The organism is Deinococcus radiotolerans (assembly GCF_014647435.1).
Lineage (GTDB): Bacteria > Deinococcota > Deinococci > Deinococcales > Deinococcaceae > Deinococcus > Deinococcus radiotolerans.
Genome location: NZ_BMPE01000027.1, coordinates 18,404 through 44,237, shown reverse-complemented (window position 1 = coordinate 44,237; position 25,834 = coordinate 18,404). Strand labels below are relative to the sequence as shown.

The window sequence follows — 25,834 nt, the reverse complement described above, 5'->3', positions numbered from 1 at the left end:
GCATCCGTCCGGCGCATCCTGGCGCACCTTGAGCACACTCATGCCCTGTTTTGAAGGGTAGTCAGGTTTCACGCACTACGGGCGCACATCACGTTCTGCCTGATTGTTATCGAATGGCACGCGCCTGTCACGGAGGAAGCGCAGCACCGCACAGCCAGATTCCGCTCAGGTGATTACCGCCCGCGTCGTCTGAGAACCGGTGGCACTTCAGGATTCACCTGAGGTGCCTCTTCCAGCAACGCATCAAGCCGTCGCTCAATTGCCGTCCGCGCCAGAATGGTCAGGTGGCCCTGTTTCTACTCGTGCTCCACCTGACGCAACGTATCTCGCAGTTCACTTTCCCATTCCTGGGCATGATCTTCTGAAGGTCGCCGGTACGTCGGTTGACGATCATCAGCGCGCTGTGCTTATCCCGAGCCGGCGCGTGTGTGAGGTGGTGGAGATCAGCGACAGCGCCCTGCCCGGGCTGATGCACATGCCCGGGCAGGACTTCCTCCGGAGCCGCTGGGCAACCGCAGACGAGGGCAAAATGCTCGTCAGCCTGGACCCATACACTCACCCATGCGAGCCCACTTGACATCCCGTGAGCAGGTGAGCATAGAAGTGTACTGGGATGAATGAGGCATGGACTACGCCGTGGACGTGATGGACGGCGGTCTCGTCATGACCTTCCACGCCGTCCGGCCCGACGCCCCCGCGCCTCCGGCTCCACCCCGTACGCGCCGCGCGGCGCCGTCAGCACGGCCCAGGCGTGCAGGCCCGGCTCACGCCCTCGCGCCAGGACCTGCTAGAGATCTGGCGCCGATCACCCCGGCCCGGCGATCACCTCTCCCTCGACGACGCCGGGCGGCTGCACCTCCGGTTCGACCTGTTCCAGGAACTCGGCCACCTGTCCGCCCCGCCCGAAGGCGCGCCGCGGCCATCTGGAACGCCATCAGGCCCAGCGCCGCCCCCACCACGCCCTACCGCCTCTCCCCTACCCGAGGTATCCCACGAACACAGTCCGCACCTCCCTCTCGGTCGGCCGCTGATGGGCCGCCGCAGTGGCGCCCAGCGCCGCGCCACCAAACGAGACATCCAGCAGTGGAACGGCCGCGCCCCGACCGATCAAACGCCACCCGACACGCGGATCCGGTCTGAGCAACCGCCAACTCCCTCCACCCCGCTCAAGGCGCAACCGCTAACTCCGGCGCCGACCTCCCCAGACGCGCGGATGGACATCCTGCTGCGCCGCGTGGCGCCGCCCCCTCCCCTGCCGGACTCGCTGATCCCCACGCCGCTGCCCGAGCGGCCGCGCGACGCGCACTCCGCGTACGGCCTAACCACCGGGCAGTGGCTGCTGCTGGAACTCGCCCGCGAGAGCATGCGGACCGCCCATCCTGACTTCCCGGCCGTGCACCAGACCCTGGGCGACCTGCAGGACCTGGAGCAACTCGCCCGCGGAATCCTGGAGTTTCGCCCGTGAGCGGTGAGCCTGCTTGCGTGTGTACGAGCTAGCACACTCTCGTGATGTCGTGCTCACACGCAAACAGTGGGGGCTCAGATGAGCCTGAGCTGGAGCGAGCGCCGCATACCATGAACACGTGCCCGGTCTCGAAATCGCCACCACCCTGCTGACCAATCTCATGCCCAACGCCGCCTGGGATTTCCTGAAGTTCAGCGGGGCCAAGGGCCTGAAGCGCCTGACAGACCGGAAGGTGCAGGCCCGGATGCTGAGCGCCCTGGAACGCGACCTCACCGCCCATCACGTCACCGATCTCATCGCGCAGCACATCACTGCCACGGTGCGGTCCAGCAATGTCTTTCACGCCGTGCTGGACCAGGAGGTGAGGGAAATTGAACTCACCGTGCGGCGTCACCTCGAAGATGAGGGCTTCACTCCTGCCCAGATCACGCTTGCCGTCTCGTTTCTCCTCAAGCAGATCATCATCGAGGGCAGCAGCAGCCGCCTCGAAGGGAGCCTGAAGGCGGAGGAGTTCCTGAAGCAGGCCAACGTCGAGCGGCTGGAACGGGAACTCGACGCTGAACGGCTGAGAAGCCGCGACCCGGCTGTGGCGGTGGCCACCCTTTCCGCCATGTTGCGCGACTCGAATCTGGCGGACGCCCGCGTGCAGGTCACGGCGGACAACACCATGCGGATCCAGGGGCACATCCACCTGCGAATTAGCGGGCCAGCGCGGGCTCGCGCAAAGCTCGCGGCCCTGCATGAGGATCTGGCCCGGGGACGTGAGATCACCATTGACCTGTCCGCGCGCAGCGACATCACCGTCACCGCCGGGAGTCCTGAACTGGACGAGTTGCTCCAGCTGGACCGGCCCGGACAAATCCGGCTTGGTCTCAAGCCGTTGGTGCTGACTGAGCGCCTGCGCGTCCGCTCTGGATTGGAGGAAATAGAAGTCAACGGCCGCCTCACAGTGGAGCCTGCGGGCAGATTGACCGTGGAACTGGTCGACCTGCACGGGCTGACCTTCCAGCTAATTTTGACCGATGACCGGTTTGATTGGAAAGTGTCTCGGAGCAGCAGCCACCCCCCGGTCGGACAGCGGGACAAGGCCGCCCTGCAGGCCATCCGGCTCCTCGCGCTCGGGGACGCGTTGATTCAGCGCGTGGAGTCGGGTGAGGTCCTAGTCCGCATTCCAGACCGTCCCGAGAAGGTCCGCACCCTGCTCATGGCGGAGCATCACCTGCGGCTGTTGACGATCACAGACTACCTCCAGCAGGAATTGCAGTACGGTCGAATCGACATCCCTCAAGACCAACCCCTCTCACAGGCTGACCAGGAAAACCTGACGTTTATTGCCCGCGTGATCACGCAGGCCGTCGTGGGCACGCTGCTCACACTCAGCTTCAAGTCCGGCATGAACGAGAGCACGGCAGAAACGCTGGCCAAGGGTCGCAGGTACTACGTGCAGTTTGCCGAGACTTACACCCTGTTTGACCAGTACGACATCCGGATCGAAATCGAATTGATCGCCACCAAGGTCATTGTCAAGCACAAGGGCAAGATCGTGGCCAAGAAGCGCCTCGCTCAGTTGGCCGGCGAGGCGGTCGACTCGGTCTGGATCGGTGAGGTCGTGAAAGCACGCGCGTTCCGTCCAGGCGACAGCGACGCCGAGTAACGTCAAACCTGTGCGCGCGTGATCATGCACGTCCGTTATCATGCTCCCGTGCTCACACACGTTCCTGCTCTCTTGCACACATCGGCGCCCGCATGACCCGCACCCGCATGAAATCAACCCCGACCCCCACCCATCTGCACTGCCCGGTTCGCGGCTGCGGCGCCGTGGTACGCCGGGCAGGGGAGAGCACCGAGCACCTCGAACCGCACCAGATTCAGATCACGGCAAGCCGCGCCGCGCATCCCTTCCCCTGCCCCTGTGCGCGCGCCGCGCTGCTCGAAGCGCACCGCAGCGCCGTGGGTGAGTGGAGTCTCGCCAAGGTGCGCCCCAGTCAGGAGGACCGGGAGCAGCACAACTTGATCGCGCACGCCCTGATCACCGGGCAGGCCTTCACGGACGGCGGCCGCTCCAGCCCCGCCGTCCGCACCGCGGACCCGAACAGCGCCGGGATGGTCGAGGCGTTCATGACCGGCCACAACCTCGCGGTCCAGGCCTGCGTGCAGATCAGCCTGGGGCGCATGGCGGATGCGCAGCGCCTCGCCGAGCGCGCCCTGGCGGCCAACGCGGCGTACCAGGGGCACGCCCGCGCGGTGAAGCGCGCCCGCCGCGCGGACGCCCAGGTGGGCCGCTGGCACAACGCGGAGCGGTTCTGGATCAGGCTGCCGGTCACCGTGCCGGTGCCGCCCGGCCAGCCGCCCGCCCCGCCCGTCCTCAGGCGCTTCCAGTTCGAATTCCTCGCCGTGTGGGGGACAGCGCTGACCCTGCCCGGGCGCACCGATCGGCCCGGGGCAGGGGAGAGCAGCGTGCAGGTCGGCAGCCGCAACCTCACCGTGCTGAACGGCCCGGACATCGAGCGGGACAGCGGCATTCCGGTCGGCGTGGACGGCTGGCGGCAGCTGATCGACCTGCTCACCCGCTTCGACGACCCCGCCAAGAGCGGGAAGGCGCCCGACCCGCTGGAACTGGTGTGGCACCGCGACGGGGAAGGCCTGAGCCTGCGCCGCCACATCAAGGCCCACTACCCCCGCGCGGTGCACGCCCTGGAAGCGCTGCGCCGCACCCTCTCGCCCGTGCCGGAGAAACGCAAGGGGCCAGCAGGGGACGACCCCCACTGGGAGGCCAAAACGCCGCAGTGGGTGTATGACGCGATCAGCGACCCGATCGAGCGGGAGGACGACCGCGTCGACGACCTGGTCATGCAACTGGCCGAAGCGATGTACCCGGTGAAGGCCGTGCCGGTCGGGTTCAGTGACGAGGACCTGTAGGGCTAACTACCCTTCGAAACGCTGCTTCCAACTTGTCCAACGCTCCTCTGTCTGAGGCGCAGGCGAACGGCTGTGCAGAAGACGGCTGATCGTTTTGAGGTTGACACTCAAGATTCATCGCAGAGCGACGCCATAGGAGCAAGGCGCGCTGAACGCTCAAGCGTTCTGACCGTAAGTCGGTGCGTTCTTAATCCTGCCAGTAGAACAGCAGATTTCGGAGGGGTTGACTCGTCCGGCGCGCAAAGTAATAGACATTCAAGCCAGGAAACACCACGCCAGCCGCTTCCTCCGACAAGACTTTCCACCCAATGGGAGCCAGGGCTTGCTCCAGGCGAGGACGAAGAGCGGCCCACGTCGCGGCCTGCGGATGCGAGGTCCACACAAACCGCGCAATCTCACTGATCCAGACGGGTTGACCTTCCACCTCAAGAATCACGTAGTTCCCGCTGCCCTGTTGATGCCACACGCCTGCCTCGACCGGCGCCGTGGTCGTGAGCCCTTCACGTTGTATCGCCGCCACGACCGCCTCATGCTCCTCTGTCACATCTGGCCAGTCCCATCCAAAAGTGTATCCTTCGATCAACCAGCGGACGTCGGTCCCCGCCTCCACTCCCTCTCGGACACGAACCCAGTAATGAACGATCGCGTCCCGGGCGTCCTGCGGCACCTCGGGGGGCAGCGCAATGCGGACGTCCTCAAGGTCTGACAGATCGGGTTGAAGATTGGCGCGCAGCAAAGTCAGTGCCGCCCACAACCGCATGGATCTCGGACGTTCCCGCGCTTTCAGAATCGCATTCAGTTCCTCGGCAGGTGGCGGTTGAATGCTGGCCAGCACGTCACTGAGCGCGGTGAGGGTCTGCCAAGCACGATGTTGCAGCAGGGCGGGCACCAACCCACTGAACCGCTGCCGGGCACGGGTAGCCAGTTGCCGGATGGCCCAGGCCTGCACCTCCACCATGGGGTCGTGGAGGGCCAGATGCGCCAATTGTTCCATCGGGTCAGCATTGGGTTCCTGCAGCGCTTCTGGGTTGACCGAAATCAGTTCGTTCAGAAGAGGCGTCAGCCCACCCAGACGCTCTTCCAGCGCCGCTATGGCCTGGTGAGCCTTATCCGAGGTCCTTGACTGAATCAATGGGCGCAGGGCGGTCATGTCACCAAGCCGCACCCGGGCGAGTGGAATGTCGTCACTCCACCACGACAAGGTTTGCAGGGCCTTGATGCTATCGGTGTCGTTGGCGTTCACCAATGCCTGGAGTGCGATCTTCTGAACGGTACTGCTAATCCTGCGATTCAGCACCAGGGACCGGAAAAAAGGGAAGTGTTGGCGGTCGTTGCGGGCTGCTAAGAGGTGGGCGGCATCCTCATCCCGGCCATTGCAGTACGGGCCGCCTTCATCGGAGGCCAGGCGTTGGAGTGCCAGGACGCCGCCGTCGAACTGCCCAAGAACGTAGACCAGCCAGCGACTCTGTGTATAGGTCCACACCTCATCCTTGTCCTGTCGAAGCAAGGGCAACACCTGAAGTTCCCGGCCCGCGAGCTGACGGATCACGTGCCCTTGGAGTGGCACATTCAAAGGGGCATACGCGGTGATGTCATCCTTCCAGGACACTGCTTCTTCGTCTTCGGGGCGCCAGGACTGGGTGAACACATCACGGAGTTCGTCCTCGAGAGGTCGCATGCCCCCTCACCATAGAGCTGGATCTGAAACAGTGAGAGCAGGGATGCGGATGGCGCATCTGGGGACACTTGCTGAGGGGGACGCGTCAGTGTCTGTACGTCTTGGTGACGTTGAAGAAAAGCACGCCAACAAGCCGGTCTCAAGGTCCTGTGAGAACGGGAGTCTGACGACGCCCAAGACACCGCATCAGGGTGGTCAAACTGCGCCATGAGAGCGGCGACGGATGCAGGAAGAGAACCTGGATGTGAGCGAGCCCGAGTCGAAACACGGACACCGTGCGGTGTCCGTGTTTCTTGCGTTTGATCTCAGCAGCGTGAATTTCACCCGTGAGTGAGGAGGGTCCACATCAGTGGGAGACTGAAGCCGTTATAGACGGTGGCCGTTGCATTGCAGAAACACCGTACAGACGCCGGCGTCCTGCCGCCAGTTAACCGTTTTGAGGAGTAGTTAGCCTGTCGGGGTCACGTTGACCACGCCCGAACATTCCCGTACACTCGCATTAATCTGCCATCAGTCTTTTCTCAGGCACGCCCAGCGCGTGCCTGTGCTGCTGTCCGGAGCGTTCCACTGCTCTGCACGCCTGACCGCGTGTCGTCCTGATCTCATGCTCACACGTTCACGCGCTTACGGTTTGTCCTGCATGCATGTAAGCGCGACCACACGCGGTCACGTCTGCCCGGTAACATGGCCTCACCCGAGGCCAGATGCCTGGCAGCGATGGCCTCGGGATTCCAAATAGGTTGGAGGAATCACCGTGGAGGATAGCAGCAGCGGCGGCCCCGAGAGGGCCGTCGAAATCGACGTCGTTTGGAACAGAGAAAGTGGAGAGTACCGGGTGCTGATGAACATGCACCTCACCACCGCCACGGCCGTGCTCGACGATCTGGAGCGCAGCAGCGACAACCCCTACTCCCGCACCGTCGCGGGCAGCCTGCGCGAAGTCCTGACCGTCGCGGGCCTCATCGACCGGCCCCCCCGGCACACCAACTGAGCCTTCCCCCCGCCCGCCCCGCCCGCCACCGCGCCGGCGGGGCGGTCCCCATTGGAGCCCATGACCCCGACCGCCCACCTGCTGAACGACCAGACCGAACTCGTGCCGGTGCACGACCTCAAACCTCACCCACTCAACCCGAACCGCAACAATCCCGAGGAGATCGCCGAGAGCATACGCGCCTCGGGCTGGTGGGGTACCGTCACGGTGCAGCGCAGCACCGGGCAGATCCTGGTCGGCGAGCACCGCTGGCGCGGCGCGATCCTCGCCGGGCTCACGCACGTGCCGGTGTTCTGGGTGGACGTTGACGACGACCGCGCCCGCGTCATCCTCCTGGCGGACAACCGCTACGCCGAGCGCGCCACCCGCGACCCGGAGGCGCTGCGCCGCCTGCTTGACCAGCTGCGCGACGGCCCGGGCCTGGACGGCACCGGGTACACCGAAGCGGACCACGACGCGCTGCTGACTGAGCTGGACGGCGAGGTGCGGCGCGAACTCCTCACCGACGAGGATGACGTCCCGCCCCTCCAGCCCACGCCCGTCACCCGCCCCGGCGACATCTGGACGATCGGCGAGCACCGCGTCAGCTGCGGGGACAGCACCGACCCGCACCAGCTCCAGCGGCTGACCGCGGGCCTCCAGGTGCGGCTGGTCTGGACCGATCCGCCGTACAACGTGAACTACGAGGGCAAAACCAAGGACCGGCTGAAGATCCAGAACGACGCGATGACCCCGGAGCAGTTCCGGCAGTTCATCGCGGCCGCCCTGAGCGCCACGGCCAGCGTCATGCAGCCCGGCGCGTGCATCTACGTCGCGTACGCCGAACTGGAAGGCGTGGCGTTCCGGCAGGGCTACGACGCGGCCGGACTGAAGTACTCACAGACCATCGTCTGGGTCAAGAACGCCGCCGTGATGAGCCGCCAGGACTACAACTGGCGGCACGAGCCCATGCTGTACGGCTGGAAGCTGGGCGCGGCACACTACTTCGGCAAGGACTTCACCAACACCACGGTGCTCGACGATTCACTCGACCTGAACAAGCTCAACAAGGCCGAACTCGTGGACCTGCTCACCCAGATCCGCGACGCCAGCACGGTCGTGTACGTGGACAAACCCACCCGGAACGACCTGCATCCAACCATGAAACCTGTCCAGCTCGTGCAGATCTGCGTGGAGAACAGCAGCCAGCCAGGCGACGTCGTGATGGACCCGTTCGGCGGGAGCGGCACAACCCTGATCGCCGCGCACAAGATCGGCCGCCGCGCCGCGCTGAACGAACTGGACCCGCACTACTGCGACCAGATCATCCGCCGCGCGCAGGATGCCACCGGCATGATTGCCACCCGCCAGGACGGCGTCACGTTCGCGCAGGCGAAAAGGGGAGAGTTGACGGGTATCTGACACCGTGCTAGATTGCTGTCACTATGATTCGGTTCTCCCTCGACCACTACCTGCGCGACCACGGCCTGACGGCTTACCGGCTCGTCAAGGAAACCGAGGGAAAAGTCGCGCGCGGCAGTATCTTCGCCATGGCACGCGGCGACAGCGTTAAGCGCATTGATCTGGAGAACCTGAACCACGTCGTGGCCGCGCTGAGCGCCCTGACGGGCGAAAAGGTCAGCGTGGCCGACCTGTTCACCGGTGAACCCGAACCCGTCTCCCTGCGGACGACCGGTGCAGGCGTGCCCTACACCGATGATGAGGAAACGAACGCCGTGCTCGATGATCACCCTGACATCCTGGACAGACTGAAGCGGCGCCGGGAAAGGCAGGGTGCGCCGTGACCGTCAGCGAATGGTTCAAGCTCGGGATGGCCGAGGCCATTGAAGCGGAACAAGGAAGTGACGTCGCAGAAGCAGCTGACGCGGTTCGCCGATGCGTCGAGTACGCAGAATCAAGGGAGACTTTCCACCTCTTTGATGGCTCCCTCAAGTTCATGCTCGAAGTTGTGCGACTGGACGAGCAGCGGAAACTAGAGGCCAGTCGTTCCATGCACCGCCGCATTCTCGGCTTGGCACTAAACCCAGACCCACACAAAAATTCCGGCGGATACCTGTCCGACCTCTTCAGTCGCCCTGTAAGGCGAAAAAGGGGCAAGGGCGAGCCTGCGGGTGGTCCCTTCTATTGGGCGGTTGACGCTCACTACCTCATTTCTGAGTGGTCGCGTGACCTCCTCGACGTGCTCGCAGCCCTTGCGCGTACGGGTTTGCTCAGCGGAATGGTGGTGCGGCGCTTCGCGCTTTACCTGCGCGTGTTCCTCCACAACCTAATCAAGACTCGATTTACGATCAGTACTGGCATTCAGCCGGCACGAAAGACGGTTACCCTCCGCACGATCCAAGCCTGTGCCCCCTGATCGGGAACGTTCTTCGACCGAAGCCGTTCCCGACTAGGAGGTGCCTAATGTGGCCCTCCGCCAGAACTATAGGAGGGCCACATGCCCACTTACACCATCGCCTTCGAGCCCGAGGCTCAGGCGGACTTGAAGAAACTCGATTCCACCACCCGCGCTCACATCGACAAAGCCCTGGCGCGGCTGGCCAGCAATCCCAGCGCGGGTAAACCCCTCAAGAAACCGCTCGCTGGACTCTTCAGTTATCACGCGGCCAACAAGCGCTACCGCATCGTGTACGACATCGACAGCGCCAGCAGCACCGTTACCGTTCTAACCATCGGTGCCCGCCAGAGCGGCAAACGATCCGACCCCTACGCCACCGCCCGTCGCCGGGTGTGACCCGCCCCCCCAGCCGCCCGCGTGCCTCCCGCACGCGGGCGGTTCCCTATCCCCGAGGTTCCCATGCCAACGACCGCCAAGATCCAGAGTCACCGCCTCGACCAGCACGACATCCAGCACCTCGCCACGCTCGCGTGGGACCGCAACCCAAGGCGGCACGACCTGGAGGCCATCGCCGCTTCCCTCGGAAAATACGGGTACGGTGGGCCGATCCTGATCGATGACACCAGCGGCCGCATCGCGCTGGGTATGGCGTGCTCGCCGCCCTGCTGATCGCCCAGGCGGACGGCCAGCCCGCCCCGGAGCGCGTCACCGTCCAGGCCGGGCAGTGGACCGCCGTCACGGTGCATATCAGCCTGCGCCCCGGCGAGGTGGACGGCTACGGCGTCCCGCCCCTGATGACGTGCGCCATCGCCCAGCACGTGCGCGACACCATCCTCACCCCCGGAGCCCGATGAACGACAACATCCAGCGTGAACTCCAGCAGCGCACCCCCTGGTCGCCCGAGCATATCCGCGAGCACCTGCAGCAGCACCCTGGCCTGAGCACCATGCAGGTGCGGCAGCTGGTCACGCTCGCCAACGACGGCTGGACGCCCGCCCGGGCCTTCGGGCAGCTCAGGTCCCCCCGGCGCTGACCGCGCCCCACAGGAGAACCACATGGCCCTCCCCACACGCCTTCCGGACCGCCCGTCCGACCTTGAACGCGCCCTGCGGGGCATCCGGCTCACCCAGGCCGAACACGACCGCGTGCTCGCCCACCTCGACCGCATCAGGCCGCGCATCCGCCCCGACCAGCACCGGTACCTGCACGGCATGATCGTGAAGATCACCACCAGCTGACCCGACCTTTCCCAGCGGCCCGCCTCCCACCCCGGAGCGCGGGCCGCGCCGCACCCCTGCGAGGTGATCACCGTGGCCACCCCCGGCCGGAAAACCAAACTCACCGCCGACGTCCAGGCGAAATTCCTGCGCGCCATCCGCGCCGGGAACTGGATTGAAACCTGCTGCGACTACGTCGGCATCAACCCCGACACGTACTACGAGTGGATGAAACGCGGCGAGAAGTCCGGCGACGGCAACGCCATCTACCGTGAGTTCCGCGCAGCCGTGCTCGAAGCGCGCGCCAGTGCCGAGATCGAAAGCGTCGCCCGCATCCGCGTCAGCGGCCAGAAAGGCGACTGGAAAGCGGACGCCTGGTACCTGGAACGCAGCCACCCCGAGAGGTGGGGCAAACAGCGCGTGGAAGTCACCGGCAAAGACGGCGAGCCCCTCCACCCGCCCACCCCGGCCGCGCTGCCGCCCGACGCCCCGTACGAGGACGTCATGGCCGCCTACGACCAGCTCATCAACCAGGACACCTGACGCACCCCAGGAGGTGAACCGTGCCCCGCCGCAAACCCACTGACGCTCCCCCCGCCAAGCGGGGCCGGGCCGCACCCCAGAAACCCGCCCCAAAGAAATCCGCACCGAAGAAACCCGCCGCCCGGAACGCCAAGGCCACACCCGCGGCACAACCGGCAGCCAAGGCCGGCGCCAAGCCCAAGGCCAGGCAGGCCCGCGCCACGCCCGCCCCGGCGCCCACCCCGCCCGCCCCGCAGATCACGCCCGCCGGACAGGCGTTCATGGACAAGCTGAACCTGTGCAGCCGCCAGGAGCAGCAGTTCGTGCTCTCCAAACTCGACGGGAAAAGCAACACCCAGGCGGCAAAAGACGCCGAGTACAGCCCCAGAACGGCGAAGGAACAGGGCTCGCGCCTGTTAACCCGTGTTCACGTTGTGGCGGCGATCGAGGCGGGCTGGATTGCGCGTGGCTTTTCGCCGCAGGTCATCCTGGCCGCCATTCGGGAGATGATCGACTTCGACCCTGACGACGTCATGTCCTCCGTGAATGAGGTCGTGACGGACTGGGTGGAAGTGCTGGCGAGCACCGTCCTGGCCGACGTTCGCCTGGAACTGGAAGTGGCGGAGGAGATGCTGCGCAACCTGCCGCCCCCACCGGACAAGCCGAGGCGCGGGCGAGGGCGGGACGCGGAACCTGAGCCGGACCCGTACGACATCGAGCGGGCCGTGCTGGAGGGTGAAGTGGCGAGGCTCCGGCGGCGTGAGACGGTCCTGGCGGTGCAGGTCCGGAAGAACGAGCGCGCGACCGTGATGGAGGAGCGGCAGGTGCTCAAGGCCGTGCCGTACATCGACCTGGACAAGGTGCGCCAGGAGGGCAAATCGAAGTTCATCTCGAACGTGAAGAACAATCAGCACGGGCGCAGCATTGAACTGATCAGCCGCAAGGACGTGATCCAGCTGGCCGGGCAGGCGCTGGGGATGTTCCGGGAGCATCACGTTCACACCGGACCGAACGGCGGGCCGATTCAGTCTGAGACGACGTTCAACCCCGAGAAGGCCACGGGTGAGCAGATCGCGGACGAGTACTCGAAGCTGCTGGCCACCCTTGACCAGAAATGACCGCTGAGAGTGACGCCCTGAGCGTGCAGGCCCAGCGCACGCTGATGGTCAAAGAGGCCGTCATGGCGTACAGCGACCAGCTGAAACGCCGCTTTGAGAACGAGGGACGCCGGCGCCTGAAGCTCCTCCAGCGGTGCGTGCAGGACCCCGAAGCGCGGGTCGTGGCGGCCGCGGCCGCGCGGATGGACCCGGTGACGTTCCTGAACGACTGGGTGTGGCTGTACGAGCCGCGCAACCCGGGCCGCGGCCTGCCCGCCGTGCTGCCCCTCACGCTGCGGCCCCGGCAGGTGGCGTTCATCCGGTACCTGCAGGATCTGCGCCGCAACCGCCGCAACGGCCTGGTGGAGAAAAGCCGCGACGAGGGCATGACGTGGGTCGTGATCGGCTACTACGTCTGGGCGTGGCTGCACGAGGCGGGCTTCAGCGGCGGCCTGGGCAGCCGCAAACTCGACCTCGTCGATAAGAGCGGCGACCTCGACACCCTGTTCGAGAAGGCCCGCTTCATCGTCCGGAAGCTCCCGGCGTTCCTGAAACCCCAGGGGTTCAGCGAGAAGCTGCACAGCAAAGAGGCGCTGCTGATCAACCCCACCAACAACGCCAACATCAAGGGCGAAGGTGGGGACAACATCGGCCGCGGGGGCCGCAGCAGCATCTACTTCGTGGACGAGCACGCCAAGGTGCCCCGCGCCGACACCGTGCACGCCGCGCTCTCGCAGAACACCGACGTGATCGTGTACGGCAGCACCCCGCACGGCCGCGCGAATCTGTTCGCCCGGATCGCGCACAACCTCATCCCCGGCGACCCGTGGGACGTGTTCACCTTCCACTGGCGCGACAACCCGGACAAGAACTACGCGCTGAACGTGCCCGCCCTGACCGGCAAGGGCACGGAACAGGTGAGCCCCTGGTACCTGTTCGAGAAGTCCAAAAGCGTCGATCAGGCGCTGTTCGAGCAGGAAGTCGACATCAGCTACGACGCCGAGACGAAAAACCAGATCATTCTCGGCGCGTGGGTGCAGGCCGCCCTCAAGCTCCGCCTGGAAGCCACCGCCCCGGCCACCGCCGGGCTTGACGTGGGCGATACCGGCCCGGACGCCACGGTCTACTCCAGCCGCAGCGGGCCGGTCGTCACGCGCATCCAGGCCCTCATCTCCGCCGAGGCGCCCCAGGACACACACGAGCTCGCCACGCGTGAGCGCGTCACGCTCCTCCAGTACGACCGCAACGGCGTCGGCGCGTCCATCGCTGCGACCGTCGACCGCCGCACGGACCGGGCCTACGAGGTGCGCGGCGTGTTCAACGGCGGCGTGCCCAGCAAGACGGTGTACGAGGACTCCCAGACGCCCGCGGACCTGCGCTTCGCCAACTTCGCCACGGAATGCTGGTGGCGCCTGCGCCTGCGCTTCCAGAAAACCTGGGAGCGCGTCGAGCAGGGCATCGAACACCCCGACGACGAATGCATCAGCCTCGCGCAACTGCCGGCTGGGGACGCGCTGAACACCCTGGTCGCGCAGCTGTCCCAGGCGACGTACAGCCGCGTCGGCACCAGCGACAAACTCACCGTCAACAAGAAAGGGGAGGGCGGTAAGAGCCCCAACCACGCCGAGGCGCTCATCTACGCCTTTGCGCCCCCACCGCCCGCCGCACCCGCGCCCAAACCCCGCCCCGCCGCCGCCCAGCTGGGCCCCGGCAGCTTCGACTAGGAGGTGATCACCCGTGACAACGCTCTACGGCCCGGACGGGCAGCCGCTCCGGCCCTCGCAGGAGGCCCGCGCCGTGCAGATCCGCGGCGGGCAGGCCCCCACGCTCGACCCGACCATGTTCAACCCCGGCTGGCGCGACGGCGCGCCCAACGTGGACGGCAGCGTGATCTACGGCCGGTACGGCTTCAGCCGCGCCTTCGCCCGGCAGACCTGCCGCACCCTCTACCACGCCAACGGCCTGTTCCAGGTTGCCGTGGAGCTCGCCGCCGCCTTCCTCGTCGGGGACGCCATCCGCTACGGCACCCTGGCCGACAAGGGCCTCCAGCAGATCCTCGACGACTTCTGGATGGCCAACAGCCTGGAGCACGTGATCAGCAGCCGCATGATCAACGAGTGGATGCTCGACGGTGAGCAGGCCGTGGTGTTCCCCACCGGCGCGGACGCCCCCCCGGCGGACCTGCCCGCCCTGGTCGGGCTGGTCGACGTGGACCTCAGCGGCTTCACCCTGGACGTGAACACCCGGCGCGGCGCGACGCCCAGCGACATGGCCGAGCGCCTCCAGCTGGAACTGGCTGAGCAGCAACGCCTCACCTGGGAACGCGGGGAGTTCGTCTGGAACGCCCACAACGCGTTCTACAACGACCCGCGTGGCTTCCCGGTCGCGCTGGCCGCCGCGGACTTCTCCATCGCCTACGTGAACATGATGAACATGCGGCTGAACGTCCACCAGCTGCAGCAGCGCATCCTCGCGGTGTACAAGGCGTTCCTCGACCCGAACGGCCAGGACGCTGGCGGCGTGCCGGACGGCGGCGTGCACGGCTGGCGGATGAAGGCCATGACGTTCCGGCAGCTGCCCGAGCAGGGCGGCGTCATCCCCCTGATCCACCAGCCCGGCTTCACCGACAAAGAAGGCGTGAAGTACGAGGGCGTGAACGAAAGCCTCGACTTCCTCCGGCCCGCGCAGGGCGCGTCGGACGCCGCGCAGGACATGAAGCTGATCCTGCGCATGGTCGCCCTGACGATCGGTGGGATGCCCGAGCATTACTTCGGCGAGGGCGGCGGCGCGACCCGCACGACCGCCGAGGCGATGGGCCTGCCCAGCATCCGACTCGCGAACAAACGCCAGGCCGCGTTCCGGCACACCATCGTCCGGATGCTCCGCGCCGAAGTGGTCCGCCGCGGCGGCCGCGACCGCAAGTGGCAGGCCAGCAAGGGCAGCCGGCGCCGCGTGCCGATCGACCTGATCGACTTCCCCATTGAGTTCCCTGAGATCCGCGAGGAAAGCCTGGAAATGATCATCCGGCGCGCGGAGTTCGCCGCGACGCACGGGTACGCCAGCGCGCAGACCCTCACGGGCGACATCGGCTTCGACGCCGCCAGAGAGCGAGAACGCGGCGCACCGGCCCTGCAGGACAATCCCCTGCCCGTCCCCGCCCCCCAGGAGTGAGCATGGCCCTGACCACCCGACCGTGCCCGTGGGGCTGCGGTACGCCCCTGACCTTCCTGCCCGAACCGAGCGGCGCCGCCGGGCGCTGCCCAGGCTGCCGCCAGCGCTGCGCCGCGCAGAGCGACCGGCTGACCCGCGTGCAGCCCACCCGGCTGGAACGGATCGTGTACGAGCTGCGCGCCGCGCTGCGGTCCATCGACCAGGTCCTGGCCCGCCTCACCCTCCCCAGGGCCGCACCGGCACCCGCCGCGGCGCCGCCCACACCTGCGCCCACGCGGCCGGGCCCGGGTGACCGCCGCCCGGAACGCAGCCCCGCCACCCGGAGGTACTGACGTGCGCTGCCCCCACTGGCCAGGCGCCCCGTGACGCGCCCCGAGCCGCCCCGCGCCCGCAGCCCCTGCCCTCACGAGGTAACCCATGACTGAACCGCTCACCGCCACCCAGGCCGCCCAGCTCGCCGCGAAAGCCCAGCAGGGGCACGCGGAGCGCAACCGCGAGGCCATCACACCCGCGCTGGATTACGCCGACGCCCAGATCCGCGAGGCCGCGGGCGGCCCCGCAGGTCTGACCGGCGTGCAGCTGAACCTCCGGCCGTTCAATCTCAACCCGGAGCAGCTGCTCGCCTTCACCCGCACCCTCAGCATGCGCGGCTTTCAGGTTCGGGCGCACCTGAGCTCATCCGACGTTGTCGACGTCGGCTGGAAGCCCGTCACGACGCGCAGCCCCACGCTGCCCGGGCAGCAGCACCTCACCGAATAGGAGGCCTCCACGCATGAAGATCCGCAGTCCCTGCCTGACCGCCGCACTCGCCCTGGGTGCGGCGGCGTCCATTCGCCCCGTGCCGCCCGGCATGACCCTCCTGCAGGAGAGCGCCCCGGCCGCTCCGCCCCGCGTCACGCCCGAGCTGCTGCGCGAGCGTGGCGTGACGGACGGGCAGACCAATACCGGCGTGAGCCTGCACGAACGCGCCGTGCACCTCGGCAAGATCCAGACGCTCGAAGCCGCCGACGAGAGCGACCAGGTGCCGTTCAAGGCGAACATCGCTGTGTGCGACATCATCAACCTCAACTGGCGCTTCTACCCCAGATCCGCCTACGAGGGCGCCATCACCCGCGCCGAGGCGGACATGAAAGTCGGGAAGCTCACCGCCCTGGTCGAACACCCCGGCTGGGATGACGGGTGGAAGGGCCGCCTGAACTCCATCGGCGCCCGCTGGACGAAGCTCTCCATCGAAGACATGGACATCGAGTGGCCGCCCGGCAGCGGCACCGTCGCCCGGCACGCCGTCGTGGTGGGCGAGGGCCTGTACACCCGCAGTGAAAGCGGGCAGCTCATCCAGCAGCTGATCGCGGACGGCGTGTTCGTCGGCATCAGCACCAACGGGTACAGCAGCGTCAGGTGGAAACGGTTCGGGGACCTCGGCATCGACGACCCGACCGGCCTGCTCGACCCCGAGATGGAGATCGCCGTCACCGGCGACGACCTGACCCTGCTGACCATCGACTTCGTCGCCATGCCCGCCAACGCGGTGGGGCAGGTCACGGCCGAGAGCGGCGGGTTCGCCCCGCCCCCCACCAGGCCCCAGCCCGCGCCTCAGCCTGCCCCCACCCCAAGTCCGGCCCCCGCGCCGGCACAGGAGACCACCGTGAAACTGCACCCCAAGATCACCGCCCTCACCACCCGCCTGGGCAAGAGCCTCGAACAGGTCAAGGCCGACCACCCCGCCGAATACCAGGCGGTGCTGGAAGAAATCGCCACCGAGACTGAAACCACCGCCACCGAGGCGGCCAAGGTGCCCGGCCTGCAGGCCCAGGTCAGCAGCCTCACCACCGAGCGCGACAACGCCAACCAGGCCCTCCAGACCGAACGCGCCAACGGCGTGCGCGAAAGCCGCACCCGCATGGTGGACGACGCCATCACGGCCGCCAAACTCCCCACCCTGCCCCCCTACCAGGAAGGCGCGACCAGCATCGACCTCGCCAAACAGTGGCGCGACCAGCTGGTCGAAGCGGCCGCCACCGCCCCCAGCAACGAAGCCGCGCAGGGCATCGTCGCGCAGCAGGTCAGCGTCCGCCAGCACATGCTCGGCGCGCGCACCACCGAAAGTGCCGGCAACCCCACCCCGACCGGCCCCGGCCTGCCCGCAGGTGACAACGACAACCCCACGCAGCGCACCACCGAGAGCGCCACCCCGCTGCTCGGAAACGCCCTGATTCAGGGCCTGCGCGGCTGAACGCCCCCGCACCCGCACCGACCCACCGCCCCTCACCGCCACGGAGGCACCCATGAAGAACCGCGTGTACGCCGCAGAAACCGGAGAAGGCCTGAAGATCAAGCTGCCCCTCCCGACCACCGCCCAGAACGGCATCCCCACCACGTACGGCCCCAGTGGCCTGCGCGTCGTGCCCCAGACCGACGTCGCCACCGCCGCCCTGCGCGCGGTCGGCAAGGTCCCGCAGGGCCTGAAAGACGGCGAGGCCAGCTGCGTCCTGCCCGGCATCACCATGGTGCTCGACCTGGGCACCCTGCCCGCCGGCGTGGCGGGCGGGCAGGCCATCTACCGCGAACCGGACGGTGACCTGACCCTCACCGCGACCGCTGACTTCGTCGGGTACGCCCTGCCCATCGCCGCGCCCCGCAGCGGCTGGGGCGTCGGCATTCCCGCCAACACCGCGCCCGCCTGAACCGCCCCGCTGACCTGACGCGCCGCCCCCACCCGGGCGGCGCGTCTGCGTGTCCCGCCTCTCACACCGCCCCAGGAGGGCCCACATGTCCCACCAGAACACCGATGTTGTCAGCCTGCGCTACGGCCTGCGCGAAGCCGCCAAGAGCAGCCCCCTGCTCCGCGGCGAAAGCACCGACCGCCTCACCGCGCTGACCCTCGCCATGCGCGGCACCAAGCGCTTCTACGAAGGCTTCTACGGCGCGCGCTTCAAAGAGCAGCTGCGCAAGGGCGCCGAGCTGCGCCTGAGCAACCCCAAGGCCTACGACGCGGCCCTGGAGCGCAACGCGGAGCACACCCGCGACTTCCCCGGCCTGCAGCGCCAGGTGCGCGCCCTGGAAACCCTGACCAGCAGCGACCTCACGTACGCCATCGGCGCCACCCGCGAGCTCGAACGGCTCGACCCGCTGCCCTCCTTCAACACGGACCTGTTCCTGCTGGTCCGCCGCAAGACCCGCACGGACCTCAGCCCCATCACGGCCGGTGGCGGCGTGAACCTCGCCCACCGCTTCCTGAACATCCGCGCGGAGGGCACCACCCACACCCGCAACAGCTGGGTGGGACGCGGCACCACGTACAGCCTGCTGAACCTCGAAGACGGCTTCGACCTCACCTGGGAGGCCGTGCTGAACAACAAGCTCGGCGAGTACGAGGACGCCCTGTTCGAACTCGGGCAGAACGGTGCCCGCACCCGCGCGTGGCTGATCCTCGACGCGATCCGCCGCGGCGGCACGTTCCTGGACCTGCCCGACGCGAACCTCGGGCCGAACATCAGCAACCTCGAAGCGGCCGACGCCTACCTCGGCGAGCAGCAGATTGACGGGCGCGTGTTCAGCGCCAACATGACCGACGTGTTCGTGCCCGGCACGTACCGCGCCGTCGCCCGCCGCGCCCTGACCGCCCCCACCGTGCAGATCGTGGGCGGCGCGAGCGGCGCCGTGACCCAGGTGCCCAACGACAACCCCATCTACCAGAAGGGCGACCTGCACAGCGAGGCCATCATCACCGAGGCGCCGATCGACGCGGCTGACGTCGCGCGCGGCATGAGCAACCGCGACTGGATCGTCGCCGACCGCTCCCTCCAGCCGGTCGAGTTCGCCACGCTCGCCGGATTCGAAACCGGCCCGCGCCTCCTGACGAAGATCCCCGACATCGTGGAATTCGACAACATGGGGTCTTTCGGCGAGCACATCATCTCCACGAAAGTCAGCGACGTCGCCGCCGCCCAGGTGCGCGCGAAAGAAGGCGTCGTCATCGTCCGCGGCCAGCGCTGACCCCCAGCCCCGGCCTGACCGGCTGACCCCGCAGGCCCGCCCGCGCGGACGGGCCTGCGTTCCTTCACCGCCCAGGAGGCATCCATGTCCGCACCCAAGAACACCCACGTCGTCGTGAAACCCCTGTGGCACGGCGGCCGCTACTACCACGAGAACACGCTCTTCCCGCCCGACGAGCTCGACATCAGCGAGAGCGAGGTGCAGCGGTACGCCAGTGGGGGAGAGCAGGCGTTCATCGTGACGAAAGCCGAATCCGAGCGCCGCAAGAATCCCGCCGCGTACGACGCCCGCGAGCAGGCGCGCAAGCAGGAGAATGAACTGGTCAAGCTGCGCCAGGAGAACGAGCAGCTGCGCCAGGCCAGCGTGGACTTCAGCCCCCTGCACGCCCTGCTCGGCCAGGTGGACAGCGTCGATCAGGTGCGCACGGCCGTCGCCTCGCTCAAGACCGAACTGGACACCAGCCGCAGCGCCCACGCCGACAAGGACCGCGCGCTGGCCAGCGCCAAAGCCCAGAGCGCCGGGTACGCCGCGCTGTACCCCGCCACGCCCGGCACGGACCTGCCCAGCAACTTCAGCCGCCGCGGGGTGCTCGCCGCGTTCGGCCTGACCACGTACGAGCGCCTGCAGGGCCTCACCGCCGAGCAGCTCACCCAGCTGCCCGACGTGAGCGACGATCAGGCCCGGAAGATCGTGCAGGCCGTCGAAACGCACTTCCAGGGGCAGTAACCCGTGGCGCTCTCCCTGACGGCCCGGCTCGAAGCGCGGTACGGCCTGACCGCCGAGGACTTCGAACTGGAAGGCGATCAGTACCGGGACCGCGCCGCCCTGTGGCAGGAACTGGCGGCGGAACGCGAGGCCGCCACCGAACCCCAGCGCACCGCGCACGCCCAGGCGCTCGCGCTGACCGCCCTGATCATGGCGCAGACCCGCCGCGCCGATAAATTCCGAGCTGAAGGGGACATCACCACCGAGCGCGACATCCTGGGCCGCGTGGCCATCTTCCAGGGCTGGCTGACCGCCGCGGAGCGCGACGCGGGCCTCGCCCCGCCGGACACCTCGCCCGGTCCTCGCCACGCGAACCCCAACCCCACCGTGGACCCCTGGGGCCTCAGATGACCGGCCGGATCAGCCCGGAACTGGCGTCCCTGCGGCGCGAGGCGACCCGCGAGATCCAGCGCGCCTCGGACGTGACCTTCCGGCACACCGCGACCTTCGTGGACGCGGAAGGCAGCGAGTGGGAGCTGCAGTACTCGCTGCGCGACCCGCAGCAGATCGGCCCCCGCGCCATCGCCGCGGCCGAAGCGGCCGCACGGTCCTTCGAGGTGCCGTACCGCGACGTGCGCCTCCTCACGCCCAAACCCGGCCAGGTGCTGCCCGCCGTGGGCGCCACCGCCAACCACGTGAACCTCAGCGGCGAACTCGAAGGTGAAATCAAGATCCTCGACTGGGCGCAGGAGAGCGACTTCACCCGCATCAGCCGCGCCACCTGCGTCCTGAGGAGGTGACGCGCCCATGCTCCTCGACGACCTCCAGCGCCGCCTCACCGGCCTGACCGTCCTGACCCCCGGCGAGGCCACCACGCCCGGCGAGTGGACCGAACGGGACGACCAGGGCCGCCGCAAAGCCAAGGGGGAACAGGGCCTCGGCGCGTACTTCCAGCACGTCGCCCCAGCCGGGTACGTGCAGCTGCGGCACGTGGACGTCTTCGACGCGACCGACGTCGTGGACCTCGGCCGGGTGAACGTCGAGGCGATCGCCGCCACCCTCCCCGCCGCGCAGGCCCTCGCCGCGCAGATCCGCAACCGACTGGGCGGCCGCACCGTGCAGCCCACCCCGTACCGCTACGTCAACGAACTCACCGACGAACAGGACGGCTATACGCGCGTCGTCCTGACCTTCGAAACCCGCGCCATCGGAGTGTGACCATGTACGACCTCAGCAAAGCCCAGAACCCTGACGTCCTGAAAGCCACCGCCGTCGACCTCGTCGGCGGGTACCGCCTGTTCCTGCCGGAGAAGACCGGTCCGTTCTTCCTGGCCAGCAAGCACATCAACCTGGGTCACGTCCGCAACCCGACCGAGACGTACACGCCCACCGAGAAGCCCATCGAATCCGCCGTGACCGGGCTCATGCGGACCATCACGAAGGTCACCACGAAAGTCGAAGAAACCGGTGCGTTCGAAACCGCCAGCGTCCGCGACCTGCGCGTGCGCGGGCTGTGGGCGGGCAGCGCGGTGTACCAGGACGGCGGCGTCCTCGCGGAAACGTGGACGGCCAACACGGACTACGCGCTGAACGACCTGGTGGTGCCGCCCGTCGCCAACGGGCACTACTACAAGGTCACTGTGGCCGGCACCACCAGCGGCAGCGAGCCGGTCAGCTGGAAAACGGACGGCACCACCAACACCAGCGGCACCGTGACCTTCACCGACCAGGGGGCCATCCCCGCAGGCAGCGGCCTGATCGTGATTCCCCGCAATCACGCCAGCTTCTCCGGCATGCTCATCGACGTGACGACCAGCGCGATCACCGGCGCTTCCAACGAGATCTTCGTCGCGCCGAACATCACCCTGCGCGGCGACGGCTACGGCAGCGGCCGCGACGGGCAGAACGAAACCACGCTGAAGTTCGCGTACACCATCCTCGCTGCGGATGACTACCAGCTGCCCGCGAGCCTAGGCGCGTTCACCGGCGTGAAGGTCAGCGGCGGCTACGACATCCTCAACATCCCCAACGGCGGCGCAGACACCATCATCGACAACCTGATCGCCGCGTACTACGCCTGAGCCTCACCCCCAAAACGCGCCGGGGCCTGCGGGCCCTGGCCTGGACATTCATTTAGCATCACCCCGGGAGAATCCCATGACGTACAGCGCCCCCCTCGACCTCGTCAACGGCACGACCGTCACGGTCATGCCCTGGCCGTACCTGCACTTCGCCGCCCGGTACGCCGAGTACCGCAAGCTCCTCCGGTCGTTCCGCGAGCGCGCCGTCTTCAACGAGGACGGCGAGCACCCCCAGGACCTGCTGATCGAGCGGGTCGTGACGGGCGCCGTGGAGAGCGAAGCGGACCGCGCGCAGATCCACGCTGCGGACATCGGCAATCTCCTCCAGGTGATTCACGACCTGAACCGCCTGGACGACGTGGCGGCAAAACCCCTCAGCCTGTACCAGCGTCTCCTGCAGGCGGAGAGCAGCGCGCTGGAGACGCCAGGCGAGCCCACCTCGACGACGTCGCCGACCTGATCGTGGCGGTCGGGCCGGGCGTGCTTCACCTGCCCGCCACCTCGTTCCAGGACCTGCGGGCCGCGGCCGCACGGGCTGACGCGGCCCGCCGGTACTGGAGCATGGTCGAGACGCCGGAGTACGGCATCAAGGGCGTCTGGAAAGGCAACAGCACCCCGCCCAAATCGGACTGGGCGTACGACACCAGCGTCCGGCAGAACCACATGGACACCCTGCGGACCTTCGCGGGGCTGGGCGGTCCCACCCCGGACCAGCAGGACCCCATCACGCTGGCGAACCAGGAGTGGGCCGCCATGCGCCAGCGTCGCCGCCGAAACAGGGGACTGGGATGAAAGGTAAGGTCAAGCGCGGCAGCGCCGGCGTGTTCCGCCAGCGCGCTGAAGCCCTCCGGAAGAACCTCCCCGCCCTAGCCACCCAGGGCGCCCGCACGGCCGAGCTGCACGCCCGGCGCGGCCTGATGCTCAACGTGTACGACACGGTGCGCGGCGAGCACTACCGCCGCACCCGCACCCTGCTCAAGAGCATCTACGCCCACGGGGAAGCGAACGGCAGCAGCATCGGCATTCAGTTGGGTGCCGACGCCCCCTACGCCAGCGTCATCGAGTACGGCAGCGGCCCCATGGGTCTCACGCCCGAGCAGCTCAACGGGTACCTCGAAGTGCTGCCCCCGGGCGGCCTGCTGCGGTTCGGCCGCAGCGGCCGCGCGTACCTGCTGCCCGGCCCGTTCATCGGTCCCGCACTGTTCGCCGCCCGGGCGCGCACGCACCAGCGGGTCCGGCAGCTGATGCAGGACCTCTGGCGTGATGACCGGTAGCACACTTGGCTCTGGCAGGATCACCCAGATGCCTCTCCCCGCCGCCAAGATCCTCAGTACACTCCGCGACGTTTGAACGTGCCGAGTTCCGTTCAAACAACAGGAGAGTCATGAAATACGTTATCCCCACACTGCTGCTCACCATCAGCCTCATCAGTTGCGGGCAGTCTCAACCAGCGCCCGCCATGCCCGACGGCGCCGCAACGGCTGACCACATCAACCGTCTGAGTGAAGCCCAACTCCAGCAGCTGGTGGCCGAAGGTGAGCAGTGGGCTCAGGACCACCCTGGCCAAGACGTCAACGCCCACGCCCTCACCGTCCTGAACGACACGCCGGGCCACCTCACCACCCAGTGGAGCATCGGCGAGTGGACCGGACTGGGCCCTGCCCAGGGCGCGCTGTGCAACGCGCACCTCATCAACTGCTACAAAACCAAGCTGTACAAAGATCAAGCGCAGCGCGTGGCCCGAACCAAGTACGGCAACGGTGAACAGAACGGCAAAATCGACGCGTACCGGCACACGTACTGGAATGCCCTGATGACGCGTGGGGCCGGCGTTCAGTGGGCCACGGATTTCGCCAACGCGCATGAAGCGGACAATCCCCCGTCCAGTGCGAAGTCGTACGTGTCGCGCGACATGGACTACTACAACAACAGTCAGGGACGGACCATCGGCCTGAACTATCCGGCCAACACGGCCGCCGATACCGTCGTTGAAGCCAAGATCGTTGACTACATGACGTACGGGAAACTCAAGGTCTTCAACTCCGCAGGAACCGCGTTGGTGTGGAGCAACTCGCCGGACGCGTGCTCGCTGTATAACTGCTGACCGGCCGCTCATGCCCCTCACCGCCTGACCTCTATCTTCGGGGGCACCTATGACTTCTCAAACGTCAAAAGTCGTGACTCTGCTTGCGAGTCTCATCTTCCTTGCCGTCATCGTGGGCCTCCTTTCGAATTACCTGGGCTCACTGGTGAGTGACGCGCAGCTGAAAGGAATTGCTCATCAGGTGATCACTCTCCGAGTTGATTCAACGCAAAAGAGCATGCTTCTCTTGAGCCCAGCAGCAGGATTCGTCCTCTGCGCGGCCATACAGATGTACCTTCACCGGAAGTCGCCCGTGGCCGTGGCCTGCTCAGCGCTGGCTGGACTGAGCGCCGTTGCAGGTGAGTGGCTGCTCCTGCACACGTGGTCACAAGCCCTCGCTCAAGGCGGGTCCGTTCATCTTGGAAGCCTGAACCTGGTCAGCGTGGACTACTACGTGTTCAACGGAACCCTCAACCACCGACAGGCACCTTCGCCTTACCTGCTGTCCACACTGCTGCTCGTGCTGTCCTTCATCGCTGCCGTGTGGAGACCGTCACAGTCGCCTCGGCGACTCGAACACAGTTAACCGGTTGTTCCGAAACGGACCCCATAGGTGGGGTCCGTTCTCTTTGTACGTGCACCCTATTGCTGACCTCCGCGGCACGACGCTGCTGGACTTCTCGCAGCCAATCAAAGAAGTCGCAGCCGCCGCGCGTACCTGTTGCCCGGACCGTTGATCAGCCCCGCGCTGTTCGTCGCCCGGCAGTGCCGTGAGCTCTGGGTGGAACGCTGACCCTCTGCCTCCTGCCTGATCAAGGACAGCGCCGGGCGTCCATCGCGCCCGAACCGTCCGCCGCGGTTACGGTCATATGGGGCGGCGCGTCGCAGCCGCCCCCCCTACAGTAGGGACGCGAAGGCGGGCCGCGACGCCCGCTGACCTGGAGTCCAACCTATGCGAATGCTGATGATGTTTCCCGTGCTGACCCTTGGTGTGGCGGCCGCCGCTCCATTCACACCCACTCAACTCGCCCAGCTGGTGAAAGCACCGGCGCAGGCCAAACCGACCACCACCGACAAGACCGGCGTTCGCGGCGACGGCACCCCCGTTGAACAGTGGACGTGGAACAACGTGATCATGCCCGACGGCATCCAATTCACCAGGCTGACCAAGCAACCGCAGCAGTGGCAACTGGTCCTGAACGAAACCGCGTACCCGCTGAAAACCGTGGCGCCTGGCCTCAAGCTCCTGGCTACCACCCGCATCGCCTACACGGCAAAAGACACGGGTGTGAAATTCGACGAGACCCAGTACCTGTATGCCATCACGAGCGGTCCCTTCAAGGGAGCGTATCTCCAACGGGACATGCGCCCATCCATTGGGAACGGCTTGACCATCGTGACGAAAGACTACGACACAGCCATGGCGAAGCGACTCCCCATCACGAAGAGCAGTGGCTCATCTCCCTACCCGGTCGCTGACTACCTGAAGAACAAAGCCATCTTCTGCAAATTGGAGTACGTGAAGTGCGCTCCGTGACCTAAACGCGTATGGAAAGCCGCCTGGTGATTGC

At 67.1% G+C, this 25,834-nt stretch carries 34 protein-coding genes and 1 pseudogene; 32 read left to right on the top strand and 3 right to left on the bottom strand.

The annotated features are described in order from the left end of the window. Positions 1-75: 75 nt before the first annotated feature. Positions 76-147, bottom strand: coding sequence for an IS66 family transposase (locus IEY63_RS22665; protein WP_189070916.1), 72 nt, complete (start codon positions 145-147; stop codon positions 76-78). 1,066 nt (positions 148-1,213) lie between these two features. Between IEY63_RS22665 and IEY63_RS20760 the strand changes: the two genes are divergently transcribed. The 3 genes from IEY63_RS20760 (at position 1,214) to IEY63_RS20750 (ending at position 4,384) form a co-directional block, all read left to right on the top strand. Next, positions 1,214-1,465: a hypothetical protein gene (locus IEY63_RS20760; RefSeq protein WP_189070915.1), complete on the top strand. Its 252-nt coding sequence runs from the start codon at positions 1,214-1,216 to the stop codon at positions 1,463-1,465. A gap of 118 nt (positions 1,466-1,583) precedes the next feature. Next, a complete protein-coding gene (locus IEY63_RS20755; protein ID WP_189070914.1) occupies positions 1,584-3,119 on the top strand; it encodes a hypothetical protein in 1,536 nt (511 codons plus the stop codon). 92 nt (positions 3,120-3,211) lie between these two features. Then, positions 3,212-4,384 (top strand): hypothetical protein, encoded by a 1,173-nt coding sequence (locus IEY63_RS20750; RefSeq protein ID WP_189070913.1) that lies wholly within the window; start codon positions 3,212-3,214, stop codon positions 4,382-4,384. A 187-nt stretch (positions 4,385-4,571) separates the two neighbouring features. Here the strand turns inward: IEY63_RS20750 and IEY63_RS20745 are convergent, their stop codons facing one another. Next, positions 4,572-6,062 carry a hypothetical protein gene (locus tag IEY63_RS20745; RefSeq protein WP_189070912.1) on the bottom strand — a complete coding sequence of 497 codons (1,491 nt, stop codon included), beginning with the start codon at positions 6,060-6,062 and terminating at the stop codon, positions 4,572-4,574. A 139-nt stretch (positions 6,063-6,201) separates the two neighbouring features. Next, positions 6,202-6,393, bottom strand: a pseudogene (locus tag IEY63_RS22660) (hypothetical protein); the annotation flags it as partial. A 510-nt stretch (positions 6,394-6,903) separates the two neighbouring features. On the opposite strand from IEY63_RS22660, the gene IEY63_RS20740 reads away from it, so the two are divergent. From IEY63_RS20740 to IEY63_RS20600, 29 genes are all read left to right on the top strand, one after another. Then, positions 6,904-7,053 (top strand): hypothetical protein, encoded by a 150-nt coding sequence (locus IEY63_RS20740; RefSeq protein ID WP_189070911.1) that lies wholly within the window; start codon positions 6,904-6,906, stop codon positions 7,051-7,053. Between the two features lie 60 nt (positions 7,054-7,113). Then, a complete protein-coding gene (locus IEY63_RS20735) occupies positions 7,114-8,454 on the top strand; it encodes a DNA methyltransferase (protein ID WP_189070910.1) in 1,341 nt (446 codons plus the stop codon). 23 nt (positions 8,455-8,477) lie between these two features. Next, complete coding sequence (locus IEY63_RS20730) at positions 8,478-8,837, top strand: hypothetical protein (RefSeq protein ID WP_189070909.1); 360 nt, start codon at positions 8,478-8,480, stop codon at positions 8,835-8,837. Continuing rightward, positions 8,834-9,409: a hypothetical protein gene (locus IEY63_RS20725; protein WP_189070908.1), complete on the top strand. Its 576-nt coding sequence runs from the start codon at positions 8,834-8,836 to the stop codon at positions 9,407-9,409. Before IEY63_RS20730 ends, IEY63_RS20725 begins: the two co-directional genes overlap by 4 nt. 81 nt (positions 9,410-9,490) lie before the next feature. Then, entirely contained in the window at positions 9,491-9,787 is a 297-nt protein-coding gene (locus IEY63_RS20720) for a type II toxin-antitoxin system RelE family toxin (protein ID WP_189070907.1), read from the top strand. Between the two features lie 63 nt (positions 9,788-9,850). Beyond that, complete coding sequence (locus tag IEY63_RS20715; protein ID WP_189070906.1) at positions 9,851-10,060, top strand: ParB N-terminal domain-containing protein; 210 nt, start codon at positions 9,851-9,853, stop codon at positions 10,058-10,060. Beyond that, positions 10,042-10,245, top strand: a complete 204-nt coding sequence (locus tag IEY63_RS20710) for a hypothetical protein (RefSeq protein WP_189070905.1) — start codon at positions 10,042-10,044, stop codon at positions 10,243-10,245. Before IEY63_RS20715 ends, IEY63_RS20710 begins: the two co-directional genes overlap by 19 nt. Then, positions 10,242-10,424 carry a DUF4132 domain-containing protein gene (locus tag IEY63_RS20705; protein WP_189070904.1) on the top strand — a complete coding sequence of 61 codons (183 nt, stop codon included), beginning with the start codon at positions 10,242-10,244 and terminating at the stop codon, positions 10,422-10,424. Before IEY63_RS20710 ends, IEY63_RS20705 begins: the two co-directional genes overlap by 4 nt. Before the next feature lie 22 nt (positions 10,425-10,446). Then, entirely contained in the window at positions 10,447-10,629 is a 183-nt protein-coding gene (locus tag IEY63_RS20700) for a hypothetical protein (protein WP_189070903.1), read from the top strand. 72 nt (positions 10,630-10,701) lie between these two features. Then, the gene (locus tag IEY63_RS20695; RefSeq protein WP_189070902.1) at positions 10,702-11,151 is read left to right on the top strand and encodes a hypothetical protein; all 450 of its coding nucleotides are present in this window, start codon (positions 10,702-10,704) and stop codon (positions 11,149-11,151) included. Positions 11,152-11,171: 20 nt separating this feature from the next. Next, on the top strand, positions 11,172-12,248 hold the full coding sequence (locus tag IEY63_RS20690) for a terminase small subunit (RefSeq protein WP_189070901.1): 1,077 nt from the start codon (positions 11,172-11,174) through the stop codon (positions 12,246-12,248). After that, a complete protein-coding gene (locus IEY63_RS20685) occupies positions 12,245-13,951 on the top strand; it encodes a terminase (protein ID WP_189070900.1) in 1,707 nt (568 codons plus the stop codon). The genes IEY63_RS20690 and IEY63_RS20685 overlap by 4 nt, the downstream gene beginning before the upstream one ends. 13 nt (positions 13,952-13,964) lie before the next feature. Continuing rightward, positions 13,965-15,398: a hypothetical protein gene (locus IEY63_RS20680; RefSeq protein ID WP_189070899.1), complete on the top strand. Its 1,434-nt coding sequence runs from the start codon at positions 13,965-13,967 to the stop codon at positions 15,396-15,398. Between the two features lie 2 nt (positions 15,399-15,400). Then, positions 15,401-15,730: a hypothetical protein gene (locus IEY63_RS20675; protein ID WP_189070898.1), complete on the top strand. Its 330-nt coding sequence runs from the start codon at positions 15,401-15,403 to the stop codon at positions 15,728-15,730. A gap of 85 nt (positions 15,731-15,815) precedes the next feature. Beyond that, positions 15,816-16,157, top strand: coding sequence for a hypothetical protein (locus tag IEY63_RS20670; protein WP_189070897.1), 342 nt, complete (start codon positions 15,816-15,818; stop codon positions 16,155-16,157). 13 nt (positions 16,158-16,170) lie between these two features. Continuing rightward, on the top strand, positions 16,171-17,631 hold the full coding sequence (locus IEY63_RS20665) for a hypothetical protein (protein ID WP_189070896.1): 1,461 nt from the start codon (positions 16,171-16,173) through the stop codon (positions 17,629-17,631). Positions 17,632-17,683: 52 nt separating this feature from the next. Beyond that, the gene (locus IEY63_RS20660) at positions 17,684-18,082 is read left to right on the top strand and encodes a hypothetical protein (RefSeq protein ID WP_189070895.1); all 399 of its coding nucleotides are present in this window, start codon (positions 17,684-17,686) and stop codon (positions 18,080-18,082) included. A gap of 85 nt (positions 18,083-18,167) precedes the next feature. Beyond that, a complete protein-coding gene (locus IEY63_RS20655; protein ID WP_189070894.1) occupies positions 18,168-19,394 on the top strand; it encodes a phage major capsid protein in 1,227 nt (408 codons plus the stop codon). Between the two features lie 84 nt (positions 19,395-19,478). Next, complete coding sequence (locus IEY63_RS20650; protein ID WP_189070893.1) at positions 19,479-20,120, top strand: hypothetical protein; 642 nt, start codon at positions 19,479-19,481, stop codon at positions 20,118-20,120. A 3-nt stretch (positions 20,121-20,123) separates the two neighbouring features. After that, positions 20,124-20,510, top strand: coding sequence for a hypothetical protein (locus tag IEY63_RS20645; protein WP_189070892.1), 387 nt, complete (start codon positions 20,124-20,126; stop codon positions 20,508-20,510). Next, entirely contained in the window at positions 20,507-20,899 is a 393-nt protein-coding gene (locus IEY63_RS20640; RefSeq protein WP_189070891.1) for a hypothetical protein, read from the top strand. Before IEY63_RS20645 ends, IEY63_RS20640 begins: the two co-directional genes overlap by 4 nt. Positions 20,900-20,906: 7 nt before the next feature. Beyond that, the gene (locus IEY63_RS20635; protein ID WP_189070890.1) at positions 20,907-21,317 is read left to right on the top strand and encodes a hypothetical protein; all 411 of its coding nucleotides are present in this window, start codon (positions 20,907-20,909) and stop codon (positions 21,315-21,317) included. Positions 21,318-21,319: 2 nt separating this feature from the next. Then, the gene (locus IEY63_RS20630) at positions 21,320-22,180 is read left to right on the top strand and encodes a hypothetical protein (RefSeq protein WP_189070889.1); all 861 of its coding nucleotides are present in this window, start codon (positions 21,320-21,322) and stop codon (positions 22,178-22,180) included. A 76-nt stretch (positions 22,181-22,256) separates the two neighbouring features. Then, a complete protein-coding gene (locus IEY63_RS20625; protein ID WP_189070888.1) occupies positions 22,257-22,640 on the top strand; it encodes a hypothetical protein in 384 nt (127 codons plus the stop codon). Between the two features lie 20 nt (positions 22,641-22,660). Next, positions 22,661-22,972, top strand: a complete 312-nt coding sequence (locus tag IEY63_RS20620; protein WP_189070887.1) for a hypothetical protein — start codon at positions 22,661-22,663, stop codon at positions 22,970-22,972. Next, positions 22,969-23,454 (top strand): hypothetical protein, encoded by a 486-nt coding sequence (locus tag IEY63_RS20615; protein ID WP_189070886.1) that lies wholly within the window; start codon positions 22,969-22,971, stop codon positions 23,452-23,454. Before IEY63_RS20620 ends, IEY63_RS20615 begins: the two co-directional genes overlap by 4 nt. A gap of 110 nt (positions 23,455-23,564) precedes the next feature. After that, positions 23,565-24,284: a DUF6973 domain-containing protein gene (locus IEY63_RS20610; protein ID WP_189070885.1), complete on the top strand. Its 720-nt coding sequence runs from the start codon at positions 23,565-23,567 to the stop codon at positions 24,282-24,284. Positions 24,285-24,333: 49 nt separating this feature from the next. Further along, on the top strand, positions 24,334-24,849 hold the full coding sequence (locus tag IEY63_RS20605; protein ID WP_189070884.1) for a hypothetical protein: 516 nt from the start codon (positions 24,334-24,336) through the stop codon (positions 24,847-24,849). Between the two features lie 366 nt (positions 24,850-25,215). After that, complete coding sequence (locus tag IEY63_RS20600; protein ID WP_189070883.1) at positions 25,216-25,800, top strand: hypothetical protein; 585 nt, start codon at positions 25,216-25,218, stop codon at positions 25,798-25,800. The last annotated feature ends 34 nt before the right edge of the window (positions 25,801-25,834 follow it).

Excerpts from the sequence above, each read along its gene's own strand:
- IEY63_RS20635 (WP_189070890.1), top strand. The coding sequence starts at position 20,907 with ATGCTCCTCGACGACCTCCAGCGCCGCCTCACCGGCCTGACCGTCCTG.
- IEY63_RS20640 (WP_189070891.1), top strand. The coding sequence starts at position 20,507 with ATGACCGGCCGGATCAGCCCGGAACTGGCGTCCCTGCGGCGCGAGGCG.
- IEY63_RS20615 (WP_189070886.1), top strand. The coding sequence starts at position 22,969 with ATGAAAGGTAAGGTCAAGCGCGGCAGCGCCGGCGTGTTCCGCCAGCGC.
- IEY63_RS20685 (WP_189070900.1), top strand. The coding sequence starts at position 12,245 with ATGACCGCTGAGAGTGACGCCCTGAGCGTGCAGGCCCAGCGCACGCTG.
- IEY63_RS20730 (WP_189070909.1), top strand. The coding sequence starts at position 8,478 with ATGATTCGGTTCTCCCTCGACCACTACCTGCGCGACCACGGCCTGACG.
- IEY63_RS20650 (WP_189070893.1), top strand. The coding sequence starts at position 19,479 with ATGTCCGCACCCAAGAACACCCACGTCGTCGTGAAACCCCTGTGGCAC.
- IEY63_RS20605 (WP_189070884.1), top strand. The coding sequence starts at position 24,334 with ATGACTTCTCAAACGTCAAAAGTCGTGACTCTGCTTGCGAGTCTCATC.
- IEY63_RS20715 (WP_189070906.1), top strand. The coding sequence starts at position 9,851 with ATGCCAACGACCGCCAAGATCCAGAGTCACCGCCTCGACCAGCACGAC.
- IEY63_RS20670 (WP_189070897.1), top strand. The coding sequence starts at position 15,816 with ATGACTGAACCGCTCACCGCCACCCAGGCCGCCCAGCTCGCCGCGAAA.
- IEY63_RS20740 (WP_189070911.1), top strand. The coding sequence starts at position 6,904 with ATGAACATGCACCTCACCACCGCCACGGCCGTGCTCGACGATCTGGAG.
- IEY63_RS20660 (WP_189070895.1), top strand. The coding sequence starts at position 17,684 with ATGAAGAACCGCGTGTACGCCGCAGAAACCGGAGAAGGCCTGAAGATC.
- IEY63_RS20700 (WP_189070903.1), top strand. The coding sequence starts at position 10,447 with ATGGCCCTCCCCACACGCCTTCCGGACCGCCCGTCCGACCTTGAACGC.
- IEY63_RS20735 (WP_189070910.1), top strand. The coding sequence starts at position 7,114 with ATGACCCCGACCGCCCACCTGCTGAACGACCAGACCGAACTCGTGCCG.
- IEY63_RS20705 (WP_189070904.1), top strand. The coding sequence starts at position 10,242 with ATGAACGACAACATCCAGCGTGAACTCCAGCAGCGCACCCCCTGGTCG.
- IEY63_RS20655 (WP_189070894.1), top strand. The coding sequence starts at position 18,168 with ATGTCCCACCAGAACACCGATGTTGTCAGCCTGCGCTACGGCCTGCGC.
- IEY63_RS20625 (WP_189070888.1), top strand. The coding sequence starts at position 22,257 with ATGACGTACAGCGCCCCCCTCGACCTCGTCAACGGCACGACCGTCACG.
- IEY63_RS20630 (WP_189070889.1), top strand. The coding sequence starts at position 21,320 with ATGTACGACCTCAGCAAAGCCCAGAACCCTGACGTCCTGAAAGCCACC.
- IEY63_RS20720 (WP_189070907.1), top strand. The coding sequence starts at position 9,491 with ATGCCCACTTACACCATCGCCTTCGAGCCCGAGGCTCAGGCGGACTTG.
- IEY63_RS20600 (WP_189070883.1), top strand. The coding sequence starts at position 25,216 with ATGCGAATGCTGATGATGTTTCCCGTGCTGACCCTTGGTGTGGCGGCC.
- IEY63_RS20610 (WP_189070885.1), top strand. The coding sequence starts at position 23,565 with ATGAAATACGTTATCCCCACACTGCTGCTCACCATCAGCCTCATCAGT.
- IEY63_RS20665 (WP_189070896.1), top strand. The coding sequence starts at position 16,171 with ATGAAGATCCGCAGTCCCTGCCTGACCGCCGCACTCGCCCTGGGTGCG.
- IEY63_RS20760 (WP_189070915.1), top strand. The coding sequence starts at position 1,214 with ATGGACATCCTGCTGCGCCGCGTGGCGCCGCCCCCTCCCCTGCCGGAC.
- IEY63_RS20750 (WP_189070913.1), top strand. The coding sequence starts at position 3,212 with ATGACCCGCACCCGCATGAAATCAACCCCGACCCCCACCCATCTGCAC.
- IEY63_RS20675 (WP_189070898.1), top strand. The coding sequence starts at position 15,401 with ATGGCCCTGACCACCCGACCGTGCCCGTGGGGCTGCGGTACGCCCCTG.
- IEY63_RS20745 (WP_189070912.1), bottom strand. The coding sequence starts at position 6,062 with ATGCGACCTCTCGAGGACGAACTCCGTGATGTGTTCACCCAGTCCTGG.